The following is a 16,199-nucleotide window of genomic DNA, read 5'->3' as shown; positions in this document are numbered from 1 at the left end:
ATTCTTCCTAATCAACAAAATATTCTAACATATTATTGAGTTGGTACATAATACCATATATTTCAATATTGAGCTAATGGGAAACTATAACTTAACAATCACAAGGACGAGGTTGCTGGCATGAAACGGCAGCCTCGTTGAACTAACGGGCAGCATAAAATGGTTGGAGGTATTCGCCCAAAAAAGGAGGCGTTTAGCATAGAGGATAAGTCTCCAAAAAGAGAACTCCAGGAGGACGTTCGTAGTAATTCCAATAACCACTTTCATTACCGGCTGGGAAGGCTATTTGAGATTAAAAGAAATATTTTTTGGAGCTATGCGGAAGGCGATAACAAACTATATTTAGACAAAGTGGGTCACGAAATAGATCCATTTCTCAATAAATAATGAAGAACCTAGATAAAATGAAGAGACCATAGCTCGTTGCTATGGTCTCTGGTCTCTTTCTATGAAGCGGTCAGTAAAATGACTAACTACGAAATTCTCCTCACTCACTTCAACTGTCCGTCAACGCCTACTGCTGAACCGTTTAATCGCTTCCTCGGTCACCGGCGCGAAGAGGTTAACCAGATTGCCGTCGGGATCGCGAAACAGCACAGCACGGTTCCCCCACGGCATCGTGGTTGGTTCCTTTACCCACTCGTCGACAAGCGGCTTCAAACGCTCGTATTCGGCATCGACATCGTGGACGCGGAACTCGATGATGACACTGTGATTGTCGGCCGCCACTGCGGAACCAGCGCCGAACAGTTGTACCGTCTGGGAGTGGCCGATCGCCAGGGTGCACGATGGCACAACGAGTTCGGCAAAGACGGGCGCGGGGCGTTCCGCCGAAACACCCATGACTTTCTCATAGAACTCGACGAGACGATCCACGTCGTCGGTAATGATGCGTACAGAAGCAAAATTCACGAGATACCATCCTTCCTATAATAAATGATACCATACCGTATCATATCATTTTGGGCCAAAATACTTCGCATTTATCTCCCACTCCTTTATGTTTACTTACTCCGATTATAAAAAAACGCTACTGACAACAGTATGTCAGTAGCGTTTTAACATTTTTTTGGCTTACACCCGAATTCGATTTCGGAATGCGTCAGTATACGATATGTCTTGATTCTTATCTTTCCAGAACGGCTCACATTATGGATTGCAGTGATTAGTGATACGGGGGCAGCATTGATTGTCATATTGAACAGTATGAGGCTACTAAGGGTTGAAAATTAATGCCTATTGATTAAACTAACGGGCAGATCAGCGCAATACAATCATTCCAAATTATGGTACTATAATGCCGGACATATTCATCTAACCAAAAATATTCTGAGGAGTGAAGATTCTTGCGGATACATAGTATTAAATTACTTACTAAGCAATTAGAACAACTCAAAAAGTACTACATTTACCATCTCGGAGTCCCACTGGTGGAGAGTTCTAACGATACGTTTACTTTAAAAGTGGGGAATTCAGACTTAATTTTCGAGCAAACGGATAGTGTCGAGAAAAGCCCATTTTACCATTTCGCCTTTGACATCCCTGAGAACAAAATTGATGAATCAATAGCTTGGCTAAACTCGGTCGGGGTTACACTAAATGTATTACCAGACAACTCATATAAAGCTTATTCGAAAACATGGAACGCAACATCGATTTATTTTTACGACCCTGCAGGGAATATAGTTGAATTTATCGCTAGACACACTCTTGATAACGCAATACTTACTCCATTTACAGGTAAGGAACTATTAAATATCAGTGAAATCGGTCTTGTGGTTAATGATGTAAAAAGTATTAAAGACTTATTGAGCATAAATCATTTAATCACCGGATATAAGGATAGCAAAGAAACATTTGCTGCGGTAGGTGATGAAGATGGATTATTCATTTTGTCTGAATATAGAAGAGTGTGGCTTGGATCAGAAAAGAAAGCAGATATTTTTAAAACTGAGATTACAGTAGAAGGAACTCAAGAAGGAGTATTTGCTATTGGACAATACCCATACAATCTTTCATTAGTTAATTCGTCGCTAAACTAACGGGCAGTTTAGTATAATATCTTACAAAAAAAGAGCCCATAAAGGGCTCTTATCAATCCAAACATTTCGATTAAGGCATTATAACTCCCCAAGACTCTCTGTAATTGAACGAAGAAGGAATCCATTTGCTTCCAGACTTCTTCATTTTGACCTCAATTTTTCCCGTAGTATATGCTTCATAAACATGCCATTCAACAGAATAAACAACTTTGAATTTATCAAATCCTTCCCAAGTTAAGCTTCCGGAAAGTTCCTCTCTATTCGCTTTTTCAAGAAGCTTAATCCACTCTTTTTTCTTAGAAATTGCATTTGAAGTAATTTTTATTGCATCACTCGTTTTCAATGGAGCAACCGAAGTAATCAGGTTGCTGTTTCCTGCTGTAAGAGTTGCTGAGTCCCATCCAATCGGATCATTATCAAAGAATGTGTCGCTCACTTCACGAAGTTGAACATAAACTCTTCCGTCAAAGATTTTAACGAATGGACCAACTTTTGCAATTAACTTATTTCCATCTTTCTCAAGAGAAGCGGTCTTTGTTTTAGAATTCCAACTGATGTTAGCTCCCAACTTTACCCCAGCTTCACGAATAGGAACGAAAACTCTCCCATCAACCAACTTTCCTCCATCTAACGGTATGATAGCAGCATGAGCAGCAATCGGGCTCAAGAGTAGTCCGATTAATAAAATTCCAGATATAATTTTGTTTTTCATGTTGAACCTCCAGAATATGATGCGAATTATAATAAATGTGGCTCAAATATATACTCCAAAAACTCCAATTTGTTTCGATATTTTCATTAATTGAGGCGCTCGTTTTTGTTCAAACGCCAGAATATTAGTTTGGCAGGTATCTAACGGGAAACTATAGCACAAAAATTAAAAGTGGCAGCCGGCTAGACAATCGGCTGCCTGTTCGATACATCTCGATAGACTAAGACTTGCACATTGATTATATATAACCTGTATACTGTAACGGTCTAACCGTCGGACGGAGAGGACGGGATCATTCTGAATATGGCTGAGCTTAAGCGATTTATCATTTCAATCGAGATTAAAGCCTTAGAGAAAACATCAGTTGATGGAGAGGGTGAGAGTCATTTCTCTGTGTTGATCCGACGTCGGCACGTCTAGTTGATAACTTCCTCGAACTCGAGGATTTGTTCACTGATCCTGACTGGATATGCAAAGGCGTCACGAGTGCGCGTTTATCGCTGACATTGCGCGTCGCGGTTTGCGTATGGAAGTGTCCGCCAATCACGCGAAGGCGTTTTAAGAATGGTGGGCTTCTAGATGTACTGGTGGGCGTTAATCTAACGGGAAGTTAACGCAACTTTGAATTGCAATTATGTGTCAGTACACACTGTTAAGCAACGCTTACCGTAAGTATCGGAGCCAGCCATTATCCGGAAGACGGAGCAAATGCCGATGAGCTCTATAAGAGAGCGGATGAACGCATGTATCGGATGAAGAAAGATGCTATGCCGAATACATAAAAAAGAAGTCGACCATCTCGTTGGTCGGCCTCTAATATTTCTATTGCGCGGTCAGGATCTGTGGACCTTCAGCGGTGATGGCGATCGTATGCTCGTATTGGGCGGCGAGCTTGCGGTCCAGCGTCCGCGCGGTCCAGCCGTCCGCATCGATTGTCATGTAGTAGGTGCCTTCGGTGATCATGGGCTCGATCGTGAACACCATGCCTTCCTTGATGCGGAGGCCTTTGCCGGGCTTGCCGACATGCATATAGTTCGGGGCTTCGTGCAGGTCCCGGCCGATGCCATGCGCGAGAAGGTCGCGCACGACGCCGTAGCCGTTCGATTCGGCATGCCGTTGGATTGCGCTCGTCACGTCGCCGAGCCGATTGCCGGGCTGCGCCTGCGCGATGCCGAGGTCAAGGCATTCCTTCGTGACGCGCATCAGCTTCTCGGCCGTCGGCGAGATCTTCCCGACCGCATAGCTCCAGGCCGAATCGCCGAGCCAGCCGTCGAGCTCCGCGACCGTGTCGATCGTCACGATATCGCCTTCCTCAAGAGGCTTATCGCTAGGGAAGCCATGCGCGATCACGTCGTTGACGGAGGCGCAAGTCGCATATTGATAGCCGTTATAGCCCTTCGTGTAGGGCTTGGCGCCGTTCTTCAAGATAATGTCCTCGAAGATGCGCTCAATCTCGTTCGTCGTGATGCCCGGTTGGATGAGCGGGGCGATCGTGCGATGGCATTCGGCCACCACTTGGCATGCCTTGCGGATGGCCTCGATTTCATGCATGCTTTTTAAGATGACCATGTTCGTATCAGGACTCCTTCGTAATGGCTTTTATCGCGAGCTGGGCGATTCGATCGACGTCCAGCTCGGAAGTGCCTGCATAGTAGTGAAGCCCGCAGCAGCCGACCAGCACGGCAAGCATATGGTCGACGCTGTCGTCTTCGCGTTGGGCGATCGATTGGAGCGGACCGTACAGCCGTTCCATGAATCGTCTCTTGGCGGTGTGCCGATCGTTCGCAGGCAAGCCTGCATAATGCTCCGCCGCCATCTTGTAGACGAGATATGCGCGGGCGTCCGACTGCCACAGCCGGAGCAGCGCCTTGCAATACGTAAACAGCTGTCTGTCATCCGGGCTGCCGCCGCGGATGTTCGCCCATTCTGCCAGGGCTTGCTCGCATCGCTCGAAGCCGCTGCCCAGTACATCTTCTATCAATAAATGCCGGTTGGGGTAATAATGGTACACCGTGCCGTAACCGAGCTCGGCCTCGCGGGCGACGTCGCGAATATCAAAGCCGCCGCCCGTGCGGAAGTAGGCGCGCGCGGCGGCGTCCAGGATCTGTTCTCTGCGCTGCATGCGGATGAGCTCATTTTGTTCTTTGGTACGGGGGCACATGGGTGCGTGAACCTCCTTATATAGACCTGCAAATTTGTCGATATAAAGATTGTAACGCATGGGGCAGGGATATGCAAATTATCTGTTGGTGAAAGAAAATAAAATTCTTTAGTGAACCTAACACGGACAGACCTCAAGGCAGGTAGTTGCGGAGGCGGTGGTGTTCTGGAAGTGGCGATCCGTGGTGATTTAGAATCACCGCGGGTTTTGTTTTATCGCAAGAAAAAGGAGATACATGGTAAAGTGGAGGAGGAGAGGCGCGCGGCGGTAGCGGCATTACGCTAACGGGCAGTATACTTGAAAAAGGAACTTAAATTTAAATCTCGAATATCTAATGTGATCGGATCGCTAAAAATTTGATGAAAGACAGGAGTTAGATACGATGATAAAAGGTTTCGGAGGAATATTTTGGAGGACTAAGAATCTAGAAGTTATAAAAAAATGGTACAGTGAAGTTTTGAAGATTGAAATAGAAAATTGGAATGGGACTGTGATAAAACCCCAATTAGGAAATGAGACTATCTTTTCTTTCTTTACCCAGAATGACAGTTGTTTTCCAACAGAACAACAAGTGATGTTAAATTTCCAAGTACATAATTTAAACGAGACGATTAAGCATCTTGAACATATTGGTGTACCTCTTGCAAAGAAAAAAGAGATTAGTGAATTTGGAAAGTTTATTTGGATTGAAGATCCTGAAGGTCGGCTGGTCGAGCTTTGGGAGAAATAACGAGTTGTCATTCATTTGCTATTGAGCTGACGGGACACGTTAGTTCAAAAAAACAGCGGCAGTCTAGGATTTTATTTTCTCATCCAAGACTACCGCTATTTTTGTTGTTGGAGCCAGTCTAATACTTTTTTGCGAAAATTAATTAATGTGACAAGGCCAAGCCCGAGCAGTGCAGATCTTTCCATTAAGGTATATAGGGCTCTCTGCTCACTTTCTTTAAAAAGCCGAATGACAAAGCAGAAAAGTGATAAAACGTAATCCGTTTTAAATATTCCTTTACAGGAATATTCCTGATATGGTATATTGATGTTGATTTCAGAGGAAAATACAAACTCCTAACACTAACGAAGGACGCGTACGACTACAGCAAGAGAACGGATGATGACTATGAATACTAACGTCATGAGTGCCTTGGCAGAGCCTAACCGCATGCAGATTGTTGATCTTTTGCGCGAACGTCCGCTCACTGTAGGGGAAATCGCTGAACGGCTCCAACTGCGCCAGCCTCAAGCATCCAAGCATTTACGTGTTCTAAGTGAGGCGGGCATCGTGGAGGCCCAGGTTGACGCGAATCGCCGGATCTACAGGCTGCGGCCAGATCCTTTCCGGGAGCTGGACGATTGGCTGGGGAGCTACCGCGTCATCTGGGAGGATCGGTTCGACCGCCTGGATGACTATTTGCAGAAGTTGCAGGGAAAGGAAATACGGAAAGAGCAGCAAGACTGAGCTTGGGATAATGAATGAGTTGCTTGAACGCTGTGGTGAACTATTTTGACCAAAAAATGAAATCGAGGAGGAAGTTAAAATGACAAATCAAATGGTATCCAAAGTAGAGGAAAAGGTGCTTATTCTGGAGCGCGAATTCAAAGCCCCTCGCGAGCTGGTATTCCAGGCATTCTCGCAAGCCGAACATCTGAAGCATTGGTGGGGGCCGAGAGGCTGGACGCTTCCGGTTTGCAACATCGATTTCCGAGTCGGCGGCGTGTGGCATTATTGCATGAAATGCGAGGACAAGAATCAAGGCGATTTCTACGGCATGGAATCTTGGGGCAAGGGTGTATACAGCGAAATCCAGGCGCCGGAGAAGATTGTGTATACGGACTATTTCTCCGATGCGGAGGGTAATATTGCGGAAACGATGCCGGCCACTATCAGCACGCTGACCTTTATCGAGGTCGAAGGCGGAACCAAAGTCATCAACACCGCCGAATATGCAACGGCTGAAGGCTTGAAGCAGGTGATGGATATGGGCATGCTGGAGGGCATTACGGATACCTGGAACAGACTGGTTGAGCATCTGGAGGCGATCCAGAAGAACGGTTAAAGGGGAGAGGATCTGGCGCAAACGCGAAGTTGCCTAAATCAAGGAACAGAGAAAAAGGTCATTCCTCTTAGAGGATTGACCTTTTTCTGATCAATTCTATATGAAATGATCAGATGTGCACGATAATACGAGATTCAATCTTGAAACTACCATTGGAGTGCGTCAACTGGCTGCAGAGCGGGGCGGAAGCTGCCTCTCAGACCTTGGACCATGCAAAGTTAAAACGACGCATGCTGCAGGTCTCATATTGGTAACGGTACTTCCTTTCCCGCTTGCGGTCTTGTTCTCCATAACAAGACTAATGAAAGAATCACAATCACCAGACACATCCAATAAACCAATCGATATCCTATAAACTGGGCAATGATACCACAGCCGAGCATTCCTGCCAGCCTACCGATAGTGGATGCGTTGGAATAGAGGGTTGTGGCTACACCAGGTGATTCCGGCAGCATATTCGTGAAATAGCTGAGTCCATTGCCCATCACGATCGCCACGAACGTTGCCTGCAGAAGCTGTGCTATGATCAACTGTATCGGATCATTCGATACACTCAAGATGACGAAATAAAAGACCGCGATAATACTGCCTATCATCAAGAGAGTGTGATTTGAAATCCTTCTGCCAAACGCACCCAGCACCAGCATAATGGGGATTTCAAGGCCGGCACAAATACCTACTACTAACCCGACATCCGTATGCGTGCCTTGAAGCTCGTTCACAATAAAGAGCGGCGTGTTGACTAAGTTCATCGCGTTAACCATGAACAAAAGGATAAAGGCGATAAACGGCTGCCTGATCTGCATGTTCCTGAGCGACGAAGTACCCGCTGCGTTGCTCTTCCCAGGATTTCTCGGATTTGCTTTCCGACTTGCGAGAAACAAGAATACTAGCGATGCAGTTGTTAGATAAATGGCGGACGTCACCAGAAAGAGACCTCTATACCCGGCGGCCGCCAAAAGGAGAGTCCCTGCCAATGGTCCAATTAAGAATCCAAGAGAGATCAGAGAACGCAATGAAGACATCGCAAACGTTTTGTCGTCGGATTGGCTTGCATTGGCAGATTCTTGTGCGTAAGCATAAATTTGCGGTATGGCGGCGGCTCCAAGCCCACTCAAAATACTGACCACAATCAGCAGAATAAAGAAACTATCGAATGCCAAATACGCAGCATACCCCAAAGCGGATGAAAGCATCGCTGCAATCAACAGCCATTTCCGGTCCAGTCCGCTATCCGAGCGTTTGGCAAGGAGAGAGTTCACTGCCACGCCGCTTAACGAACTTACCGCCATGAACACGCCGAACGCTCCCGTGCTCATCCCTAATTCTTCGGTAAAATAAAGGGGTAGATACGGCATTGTAATCGATATTCCGATCCCGATCATCAGCATGCAGAGGACGAATATACGGTACCCTTTGATCTCGAACATCTTTTTCATTCTCGCGTGCAACCGCTATTCCTCCTTTTATCCGCTTCATTACTTTGCCTTATTTGATCGACCCTACCCAAGATATTTAAATATCGAGTTTACGGGTACCGAGCCATTTCACCATATCAGGATCGCGATGGGAAAAGAACAGGCTCTGTTTCGTATCTAGCGCAGTAATCGACTCCACATCCTCTTGGCTTAACTCAAAGTCAAAGATATTGAAGTTTTCGATCATTCTTTCTTTACGAACAGACTTTGGAATCACAACAACTTCTCTTTGTGACAACCAACGTAAAACCACTTGAGCAACGGATTTATTATATTTTTGAGCGATGGATACCAATACCTCATTCTGGAACAAATTATTTTTCCCTTCAGCAAAAGGCGCCCAGGATTCGATCTGAACATTATTCTCTTTCATGAATTTTGCATTTTCGATTTGCTGATTGAAGGGGTGCGTTTCAACCTGGTTTACGGCAGGAACGACTTCATTATGAATAATCAAATCGATCAGTCGATCCTCGTGGAAGTTACTAACGCCGATTGCCCGGACCTTTCCTTCACGATACAATTCCTCCATAGCACGCCAAGAACCAAACACGTCGCCATATGGCTGATGAATTAAATACAAATCCAAATAATCCAATTGCAATCGTTCCAGTGATTTTTCAAATGCCATTTTTGTGCGCTCATATCCAGTATCCTGAACCCATAGTTTCGTAGTGATAAATAACTCCTCTCTTGCCACGCCACTACGTTTAATCGCTCTGCCAACCGCTTCTTCGTTTAGATAAGAAGCAGCGGTATCAATCAGCCGATAGCCTACAGAAATCGCATCATAAACACTTTGTTCGCATTGATTTGCATCAGCAATTTGGAACACACCGAAACCAAGGATTGGCATTTTTACCCCGTTGTTTAAAATCACGTTTTGCATCTATATTCCTCCTAATAGTAATTGATCTGTTGCTCTGCCAACTAAGATACTTCTGGGCTATGAATTCATTATGCAATTTTTTAATAATGAACCGATATCAAAATTGTCTCAAATTATTGCCTATTCCTCCTATGACCCTTTATTATTTGGAATTGGCTGTCGTATGAAGAAAAGGATCTAAAGTTAGGACAGTTGACATAAGAAAGGCAGCCGACTTAAGTCCGCTGCCTTTCTTAACATTATGATCGAACTGGTTCAGTTGACGGCGTTTTGTCTTCAAATTTGTCTCTTAATTGTTTGATGTCTGTTTTTGGAGGAGAACCAAACATGCGGGCATATTCACGACTAAATTGTGAAGCACTCTCATAACCGACGCGGAATGCTGCATCAGCGGCATCCGCGGATTCTGATAATAATAATCGTCGTGCTTCTTGCAATCGAATTTGTTTTTGAAATTGAATCGGACTCATCGCAGTAACATCCTTGAACACGCGATGGAATGTTGATATACCCATTTTAGCCGCATCTGCAAGCTCTTCAATTCGTAGAGGCTTATCAAAATTATTAATAATTTCTTCAATGCTTTCCTGAATACGAAACGAGCTGCTTCCTTCCAAAGCGATTTGGGCAAGAGTGGAACCATACTGACTTTGGAGAAGTCTATACAGCACCTCTTTTAGATAGATCGGAGCCAAATAGGGTATGTCCTTGGGGTTGTCTAATAATCGAGCTAAACGGAGAGTTGCATCTAACAATGAGAGCTCAATCTCTCCTACGAACAGAGCTCTTCTTGCATCCTCCGACGCTGTCATTTGAAATTCTGATTCATTTAATACTTCTAAAATCTGATTCTGTGTGAATTCAAGTTTTAAACTTAGATAAGGTTCAGCCTTTGATGCTTTTATAATTTGTCCGATGACAGGCAGATTCATCGATGAAACCAGAAAATCCGCTGGACCATACTCAAAGCGCTCTTTGGCTAGCCAAACTTCTTTCAATCCTTGTGCTATAAAGCAATATGAAGGATTGTAAACTCTGTAACCCTTCTCTGACGAATAGGAGTATCGAATAAAAAACAATGATGAAATTGCCGTTTGGATGACTCCGTCATTACTGGTGTGACGCTCAATCAGGCTTGTGAGCTCGCTGCGTTTATTCTCAGTATCTTCAGTCACAGGCTCCCCCCTCAACGATAATTTATTTTTTTCAAAGTATACCGCATTTATTCTTTATTCGTAAGTAACTGGGAGAGGATTAGGCAAACATTCGAGACGATTGAGATAACGATTCAACCATGACATCGGACATAATTAAAAGAGCACTTTCTCTTGTGCGTATTCCTTAGACATCATAACGTTTTTGATGTGAACTCCGTTCTACTGAAAAATCGAGGAGCCTAATACAGCAGGGGAAAAGCAAATGGATGAAAATGAATTGAATTGGGAAAGAGGGAGCCGGATTGAATCCTAAAATGATCATCAGATTGTTCATTGACATGACGATGACTGTTCTTATGTTAGTGGCTATGGCTTACCAAATGACTGGGATTCTAATCCACGAAGTTGTTGGTGTCATCCTGTTGGTTTTATTTGTTGCCCATAACATTTTAAACCGTAGGTGGTATAAGACTCTTTTAAAGGGGAAGTTCGATCTTCGACGTATACTCAGCATCATGGTTAATTTGTTATTCTTAGTTTCAATGGCTGCAGTGTTAATCAGTTCAATACCAATTTCCCGTGAAGTTCTTACTTGGATTCCGATCAAAAATGACATGATCTTCATGCAAATCCATGTCATGACTTCTTATTGGGGTTTTGTGATCATGGCTGTTCATATTGGAATGTCGTGGGGGACTATAATTAATGCCATGCGAAGAATGACCGGAATAACGGGTTCAAGCGTAGTCCGAACTTTTTTATTACGCATATTGGCGGTATTTATTGTTATTTTTGGAGTTCAGACTTCATTTGAAAGAAACCTAGGTACAAAACTCGTTGTATATGATCCATTCGGATCCTTTGGTTTCGATGAATCCGCCATTACCTTTATTATGGATTACCTTGCGATTATGGGAATCTATATCTGTGGAACACATTATGCTGTGAAGTTTATACAAAAGCAAAAACAACGTATATAAGGATGGATATATTATTAAAGGAGGAATTACCAATGAAAAAAGTATTTGTATTATTGACTTTCTTAACTACAGTTATCTTGTCTGGATGCGGAGAAGGAAGCAACAACCAAGTTGATAACATGACCGGTGAACAAACTGAACAAACAGAACAACCAGCACAACAAGAACAACCAACACAACCAGAAGAACCAGAACAAACTGTTGAAAATGGTACTGCAATCGTTGATCTACCAGATAATTATACCGATCAAATCATTTATACGACTGTTGATCGTGGGAATGCACATGAAAAGCTATACGCAAGTCCGGAAACCATTAAAGCGGTTCAAAGCGGAGAGCCAATTCCACAAGGAACGGTATTAACTCTTGAAATCTATAGAGATGAAATTTTATCGGATATTTTTGTCATGGAAAAACGCTTAGACTGGGGCGATCAACCAACCGAAGAGCAAAATGGAGATTGGCGATTCCAGGCTTACAATGCAGACCAAACATTGAATACCAAAAGGGATGTAGCAAGCTGCATATCATGCCATGCTTCTCAGGAGAGGGATGATTTCACTTATACACTCGATGAGTTGAAAACATTCCAGCTTGAGGATTTTACAGCTGCTGCCGATTTAATGAATGATACGGTCTTAGAGGAGTGGAAGATCAAATCATTAACTAATTATCTGGCTAAAATACCTAACACAGAAGATCAAATGTAATAATCGCGCTCGGAATCCAAGATGGAGATTGAGGGAATGATTAAGGATGATCCTTTAAAAACTCGCGGAATATACCGTTTTTCCGTTCACGCCATCCATTTACACCGGGTCTCTGGCATTTTTGTCTGGCGGAGGTATATGATATGGATATAAATTGAAAGGGAGGATGAAATCACCGATGAGTTATGAAACCTATTTTCAAAACCTAAGGGAACAGCAGTTGGACGAGCTGAAGCAATGGTTGTCCATCCCGAGCGTATCTGCCCTGTCCGCGCATAAAGCGGATATGAACAAAGCGGCCGAATGGCTTGCGGATGCGCTCACCCGTGCTGGCCTCGAGAACGTGGAAGTGCATCAAACCGATGGTCATCCGATCGTATATGCCGATCATCTTCATGCTCCTGGCAAACCTACCGTGCTTGTTTACGGTCATTACGACGTGCAGCCAGTCGATCCGCTGCATTTGTGGACGACGCCTCCCTTCGAGCCGGACATCCGGGACGGTAAGCTGTACGCGCGGGGTGCGACGGACGATAAAGGCCAGGTGTTTCTGCATATCAAAGCGATAGAAGCCATATTGAAGCAGGAAGAGCGGCTTCCGGTCAATATCAAGCTGTGCATCGAGGGCGAAGAAGAAGTTTCCAGCCGGAGCCTCCCCCCTTTCTTGACGGCGAATCGGGACAAGCTGGCCTCTGACGTCGTCCTGATTTCGGACACATCGCTGCTCGAGCCGGGCAAGCCTGCCATTAGTACGGGACTTCGGGGATTGTGTTCGCTTGAGGTCACCGTGAACACCTCGAATACCGATTTGCACTCCGGAACATACGGTGGGGGCGTTCCCAACGCGCTTCATGCCCTCGTCTCATTGCTTGCGACTTTGCATGATGATCGGGGCCGCGTAAGCGTCGACGGATTCTATGAAGGCGTGCCGGAGCTTTCGCCGCTCATGAGAGAAGAGTTCGCCAAGCAGATGCTGGATGAAGATCAACTGAAGGCAAGTCTTGGTCTTGACGCGTTGTACGGCGAAGAAGGGTTCTCTTTTGTGGAACGCGTCGGAGCGAGGCCGACGCTTGAACTGAACGGCGTTTACGGCGGATTTCAGGGCGAAGGCACCAAGACGGTCATTCCGAAGGAGGCGCATGCCAAGATCACCTGCCGCTTAGTTGGAGACCAGGACCCGCAGGACATTCTGGACAAGATCAAACGGCATTTGCAGAAGCATGTTCAGCCCGGCGCGAAGCTGCAAGTCAAAGACGGCGAGAAGGCCCGCGCTTTCAACATCGATCCTTCCGACCGGATGCTGCAGTTGGCTGCGGATGCTTACGAAGACGTCTACGGCACGCGCGCGCTGTTCACGAAAGACGGAGGATCGATTCCGATCGTCGCAACCTTCTCCCGCGAGCTGGCGGCTCCTGTCGTTATGATGGGTTTTGGTCTTCCGGATGAGAATCTGCATGCGCCGAACGAACATTTTAATCTGTACAATTTCGACAAAGGGCTTCTGACGATCGTATCGTTCCTGAAGCGGTTATAGGTATGAAAAATCGCGAAGCGGCCGGCTTCGCGATTTTTTTGAGCATCGTTTCTTGTTCATTATGGGTTTTTGCGTATCAGATACGACGACGATTTTCATCCTCACCGACCTCGATTCCTTGTCTTCATATTCTTCCATCGCATTTCATATATTCATCAAATAGACCAATAAGAATATGATCAACTTTGTTCCCCCTCACATAAAACTAATGGTATTAGTTTTGAAAAGGGGGATGAAAATATTTTGCGTCATATTTTAGAAGGGATTGGCATGTCGCTTATTAAGAATCCAAACCGCCCATTGGAGAAGGTTGCCATCAATTACATCAAAATAATTGCTTTACAGGACACGTAATGGTGTTATATTATAAATTAGGACACCGATTGGTGTCGGATAATAATAAATGAATAAGGAAGTGGATTCAAATGCATATACTAACCATCGTTCTTCAAAGTTGGTTGCTTTTCTCCATGGCCTTCTTTGGCGGAAGCAAGATTGCAGGAGCCAAGCATCAGGTCGAACTGTTTGATTCGATTAAGCTTCCTCAATGGTTCCGCGTCATTACTGGCTACGTTCAAATTGTTGGATGCATAGGACTAGTTATCGGATACTGGTATCCAGGTGTTGCCGCATGGACCGGAATATTGATAGGCATAATGATGCTATTGGCGTGCCTCTCGCATTTCAGAGTCAAACATCCGATCGGAAAAGTGATACCGGCCTTATTGAATCTCTTGATAGCTACTGCTGTAGTAATCTTATATGCAGACGAACTGCCGCATCTTTTTGGGTAAGTTCATATCTATGGTAGTGAAATACTCAATGGTGGGAGAGCGCAGCGATGTGGTCAGGGGTTCGATCCCCCAGACTCTACTGAAACAATCATTTAAGCCACTTCATCGGAAGTGGTTTTTTTATTGTTAAGTTAGAAACTTGAACATGATTATCGTTGTTCCATTAAAAAAAGGAAGTGGTTCTTCAATGTCGAATGAAAGGGTATACAATCTGCTGAAAAGAGGCTAACAACACGTATGCTGCAAAATTGGAAAAAAATATTACTTCTAGCCATTCCGTCACTGGTGTCCTTCGCCACCGCTACCGTGACGGGGACGATCAATCTGATTCTGGTAGGTGATCTCGGTTTCCTGATTATCGCCATCGTCGGCGTATCCAACATTATTATGTATAACGCTTTTGCAATCTTCTCGGGGATCGGACATACGGTGAATTATCTGGTTGCCCAGAATTACGGTTCGAACGATATGCAAAAAGGAATCCAGCGGACGTATCTCGCTTTTTATTTGTGCATTATCTTTGCGGTTTTGACTGCCGTCGTGGGCTTATTTCTCTCCGATGATATCCTACGGTTGACCGGAGGCTCATCAGATCTAGTCAGGGAAGGCGCTGATTATCTTGAACTCCGTTTCTTTGCGATGTCCTTCGGTATCATTAACTTTGTATTTCACGGATTTCTGAGAGGGATCGGCGCGACTAGGCTGTCTATGGTCATCGCACTGATCAGCAATTTGATGATGATCTTTCTGACGTACACGCTAACATTCGGGAATTGGGGTTTTCCTGAACTTGGTCTGACCGGGGCAGGAGCAGCAGTGCTGGTCGGTGAAGCGGTTCAACTGCTGGTGTGTGTGATCGTCTTTTATTTCGTACTGCATAAGCCGTTCAACACAAGGCAACTTGTGAAGTTTAACTGGCCGGAAATGAAGCTGCTGCTGCAGGAAAGCGGCAAGCTGGGCGCGCAGGAGTTCTCGCTCAGCCTATCGATGTTCATCTTTACCGCTTTTGTAGCCCGGCTGGGCGATACGGCGTTGGCGGCGAACGAGGTTGCGCTCAGCGTCATGGCGTTCGGCTTCATGCCGGCATTCGCCTTCGGTGCAACCGCGACGATTCTAGTCGGCCAATACGTCGGGCAGGGCAAAGCCCACCTAGGCAGGAGGGCCGGAACGGATACGGCGATCCTGGGAACGATTTTCCTGGTCATACTCGGTACGGTAGAGACATTCCTGGCCGAACCGATTGCGCGGTTATATTCCTCCGATCCCGCCGTCTATGAAGTGGCAGCGTTTCTCATTATGATATCGGCGTATCTGCAAATTTTTGACGGACTGCTGAATTTCTACGCGGGCGGATTACGTGGACTCGGGGATACGACATTTTTGCTCAAAATATCGCTGGCCGCCAGCTGGTTGCTGTTCGTGCCGCTTGCTTATATCTTCATCAACGTGCTGGATTGGGGAAGTGTGGGCGCATGGCTGGCATTATACACGTTCCTTATGGTCATGGGGCTGTCGATCATGCTCCGGTTTTACCGGACAGATTGGTCGGCGGTCAGGCTGAAAGAAGCGTCACACGGTTAATGATCCCTGTCGGGAACTTCCTGGACTATGAAGTTAAACCTATAAGAACTAATGGGAACGATTGTTGAATAACACATGGATGAGCAGGAGCAGTGGTGGCCTGCTCT

18 protein-coding genes are annotated in these 16,199 nt (G+C 45.3%); 11 read left to right on the top strand and 7 right to left on the bottom strand.

Going from position 1 to position 16,199, the window contains the following annotated elements:
• Positions 1 to 507: 507 nt before the first annotated feature.
• Positions 508 to 912, bottom strand: a complete 405-nt coding sequence (locus ACN6MW_RS03515; protein WP_419874252.1) for a VOC family protein — start codon at positions 910 to 912, stop codon at positions 508 to 510.
• Between the two features lie 518 nt (positions 913 to 1,430).
• Between ACN6MW_RS03515 and ACN6MW_RS03510 the strand changes: the two genes are divergently transcribed.
• On the top strand, positions 1,431 to 2,042 hold the full coding sequence (locus ACN6MW_RS03510; protein WP_419874251.1) for a VOC family protein: 612 nt from the start codon (positions 1,431 to 1,433) through the stop codon (positions 2,040 to 2,042).
• 70 nt (positions 2,043 to 2,112) lie between these two features.
• Here the strand turns inward: ACN6MW_RS03510 and ACN6MW_RS03505 are convergent, their stop codons facing one another.
• Positions 2,113 to 2,754 (bottom strand): copper amine oxidase N-terminal domain-containing protein, encoded by a 642-nt coding sequence (locus ACN6MW_RS03505; RefSeq protein WP_419874250.1) that lies wholly within the window; start codon positions 2,752 to 2,754, stop codon positions 2,113 to 2,115.
• Between the two features lie 674 nt (positions 2,755 to 3,428).
• On the opposite strand from ACN6MW_RS03505, the gene ACN6MW_RS03500 reads away from it, so the two are divergent.
• Positions 3,429 to 3,536 (top strand): hypothetical protein, encoded by a 108-nt coding sequence (locus tag ACN6MW_RS03500; protein ID WP_419876261.1) that lies wholly within the window; start codon positions 3,429 to 3,431, stop codon positions 3,534 to 3,536.
• A gap of 40 nt (positions 3,537 to 3,576) precedes the next feature.
• On the opposite strand, the gene map is transcribed toward ACN6MW_RS03500, so the two are convergent.
• Positions 3,577 to 4,323, bottom strand: coding sequence for a type I methionyl aminopeptidase (map, locus tag ACN6MW_RS03495; RefSeq protein ID WP_419874249.1), 747 nt, complete (start codon positions 4,321 to 4,323; stop codon positions 3,577 to 3,579).
• A 7-nt stretch (positions 4,324 to 4,330) separates the two neighbouring features.
• Positions 4,331 to 4,765 (bottom strand): TetR/AcrR family transcriptional regulator, encoded by a 435-nt coding sequence (locus tag ACN6MW_RS03490; protein WP_419874248.1) that lies wholly within the window; start codon positions 4,763 to 4,765, stop codon positions 4,331 to 4,333.
• On the opposite strand from ACN6MW_RS03490, the gene ACN6MW_RS03485 reads away from it, so the two are divergent.
• The 4 genes from ACN6MW_RS03485 to ACN6MW_RS03470 all read left to right on the top strand — a co-directional run bounded on the left by ACN6MW_RS03485 (position 4,757) and on the right by ACN6MW_RS03470 (position 6,969).
• Complete coding sequence (locus tag ACN6MW_RS03485; RefSeq protein WP_419874247.1) at positions 4,757 to 4,939, top strand: hypothetical protein; 183 nt, start codon at positions 4,757 to 4,759, stop codon at positions 4,937 to 4,939. The genes ACN6MW_RS03490 and ACN6MW_RS03485 overlap by 9 nt on opposite strands.
• Positions 4,940 to 5,297: 358 nt before the next feature.
• Complete coding sequence (locus ACN6MW_RS03480; RefSeq protein ID WP_419874246.1) at positions 5,298 to 5,645, top strand: VOC family protein; 348 nt, start codon at positions 5,298 to 5,300, stop codon at positions 5,643 to 5,645.
• Between the two features lie 387 nt (positions 5,646 to 6,032).
• Positions 6,033 to 6,371: an ArsR/SmtB family transcription factor gene (locus tag ACN6MW_RS03475; RefSeq protein ID WP_419874245.1), complete on the top strand. Its 339-nt coding sequence runs from the start codon at positions 6,033 to 6,035 to the stop codon at positions 6,369 to 6,371.
• Between the two features lie 79 nt (positions 6,372 to 6,450).
• A complete protein-coding gene (locus tag ACN6MW_RS03470) occupies positions 6,451 to 6,969 on the top strand; it encodes an SRPBCC family protein (RefSeq protein ID WP_419874244.1) in 519 nt (172 codons plus the stop codon).
• Between the two features lie 242 nt (positions 6,970 to 7,211).
• On the opposite strand, the gene ACN6MW_RS03465 is transcribed toward ACN6MW_RS03470, so the two are convergent.
• The 3 genes from ACN6MW_RS03465 to ACN6MW_RS03455 all read right to left on the bottom strand — a co-directional run bounded on the left by ACN6MW_RS03465 (position 7,212) and on the right by ACN6MW_RS03455 (position 10,511).
• Positions 7,212 to 8,420, bottom strand: a complete 1,209-nt coding sequence (locus tag ACN6MW_RS03465; RefSeq protein ID WP_419874243.1) for a sugar efflux transporter — start codon at positions 8,418 to 8,420, stop codon at positions 7,212 to 7,214.
• A gap of 64 nt (positions 8,421 to 8,484) precedes the next feature.
• Positions 8,485 to 9,336 (bottom strand): aldo/keto reductase, encoded by an 852-nt coding sequence (locus tag ACN6MW_RS03460; RefSeq protein ID WP_419874242.1) that lies wholly within the window; start codon positions 9,334 to 9,336, stop codon positions 8,485 to 8,487.
• A 239-nt stretch (positions 9,337 to 9,575) separates the two neighbouring features.
• Positions 9,576 to 10,511: an AraC family transcriptional regulator N-terminal domain-containing protein gene (locus ACN6MW_RS03455; RefSeq protein WP_419874241.1), complete on the bottom strand. Its 936-nt coding sequence runs from the start codon at positions 10,509 to 10,511 to the stop codon at positions 9,576 to 9,578.
• Positions 10,512 to 10,795: 284 nt separating this feature from the next.
• Here ACN6MW_RS03455 and ACN6MW_RS03450 point away from each other — a divergent pair, with 284 nt between their 5' ends.
• The 5 genes from ACN6MW_RS03450 to ACN6MW_RS03430 all read left to right on the top strand — a co-directional run bounded on the left by ACN6MW_RS03450 (position 10,796) and on the right by ACN6MW_RS03430 (position 16,092).
• Complete coding sequence (locus ACN6MW_RS03450) at positions 10,796 to 11,473, top strand: DUF4405 domain-containing protein (protein WP_419874240.1); 678 nt, start codon at positions 10,796 to 10,798, stop codon at positions 11,471 to 11,473.
• A gap of 32 nt (positions 11,474 to 11,505) precedes the next feature.
• Positions 11,506 to 12,183, top strand: a complete 678-nt coding sequence (locus tag ACN6MW_RS03445) for a cytochrome P460 family protein (protein ID WP_419874239.1) — start codon at positions 11,506 to 11,508, stop codon at positions 12,181 to 12,183.
• Between the two features lie 178 nt (positions 12,184 to 12,361).
• On the top strand, positions 12,362 to 13,717 hold the full coding sequence (locus ACN6MW_RS03440) for a dipeptidase (RefSeq protein WP_419874238.1): 1,356 nt from the start codon (positions 12,362 to 12,364) through the stop codon (positions 13,715 to 13,717).
• 425 nt (positions 13,718 to 14,142) lie between these two features.
• Positions 14,143 to 14,511, top strand: a complete 369-nt coding sequence (locus ACN6MW_RS03435) for a DoxX family protein (protein WP_419874237.1) — start codon at positions 14,143 to 14,145, stop codon at positions 14,509 to 14,511.
• Positions 14,512 to 14,748: 237 nt separating this feature from the next.
• Complete coding sequence (locus ACN6MW_RS03430) at positions 14,749 to 16,092, top strand: MATE family efflux transporter (RefSeq protein ID WP_419874236.1); 1,344 nt, start codon at positions 14,749 to 14,751, stop codon at positions 16,090 to 16,092.
• Positions 16,093 to 16,199: the final 107 nt, after the last annotated feature.

It is taken from the genome of Pristimantibacillus sp. PTI5 (assembly GCF_048572955.1).
Taxonomy (GTDB): Bacteria; Bacillota; Bacilli; order Paenibacillales; family Paenibacillaceae; genus Pristimantibacillus.
This window is presented reverse-complemented; position numbering and strand designations above follow the sequence as displayed.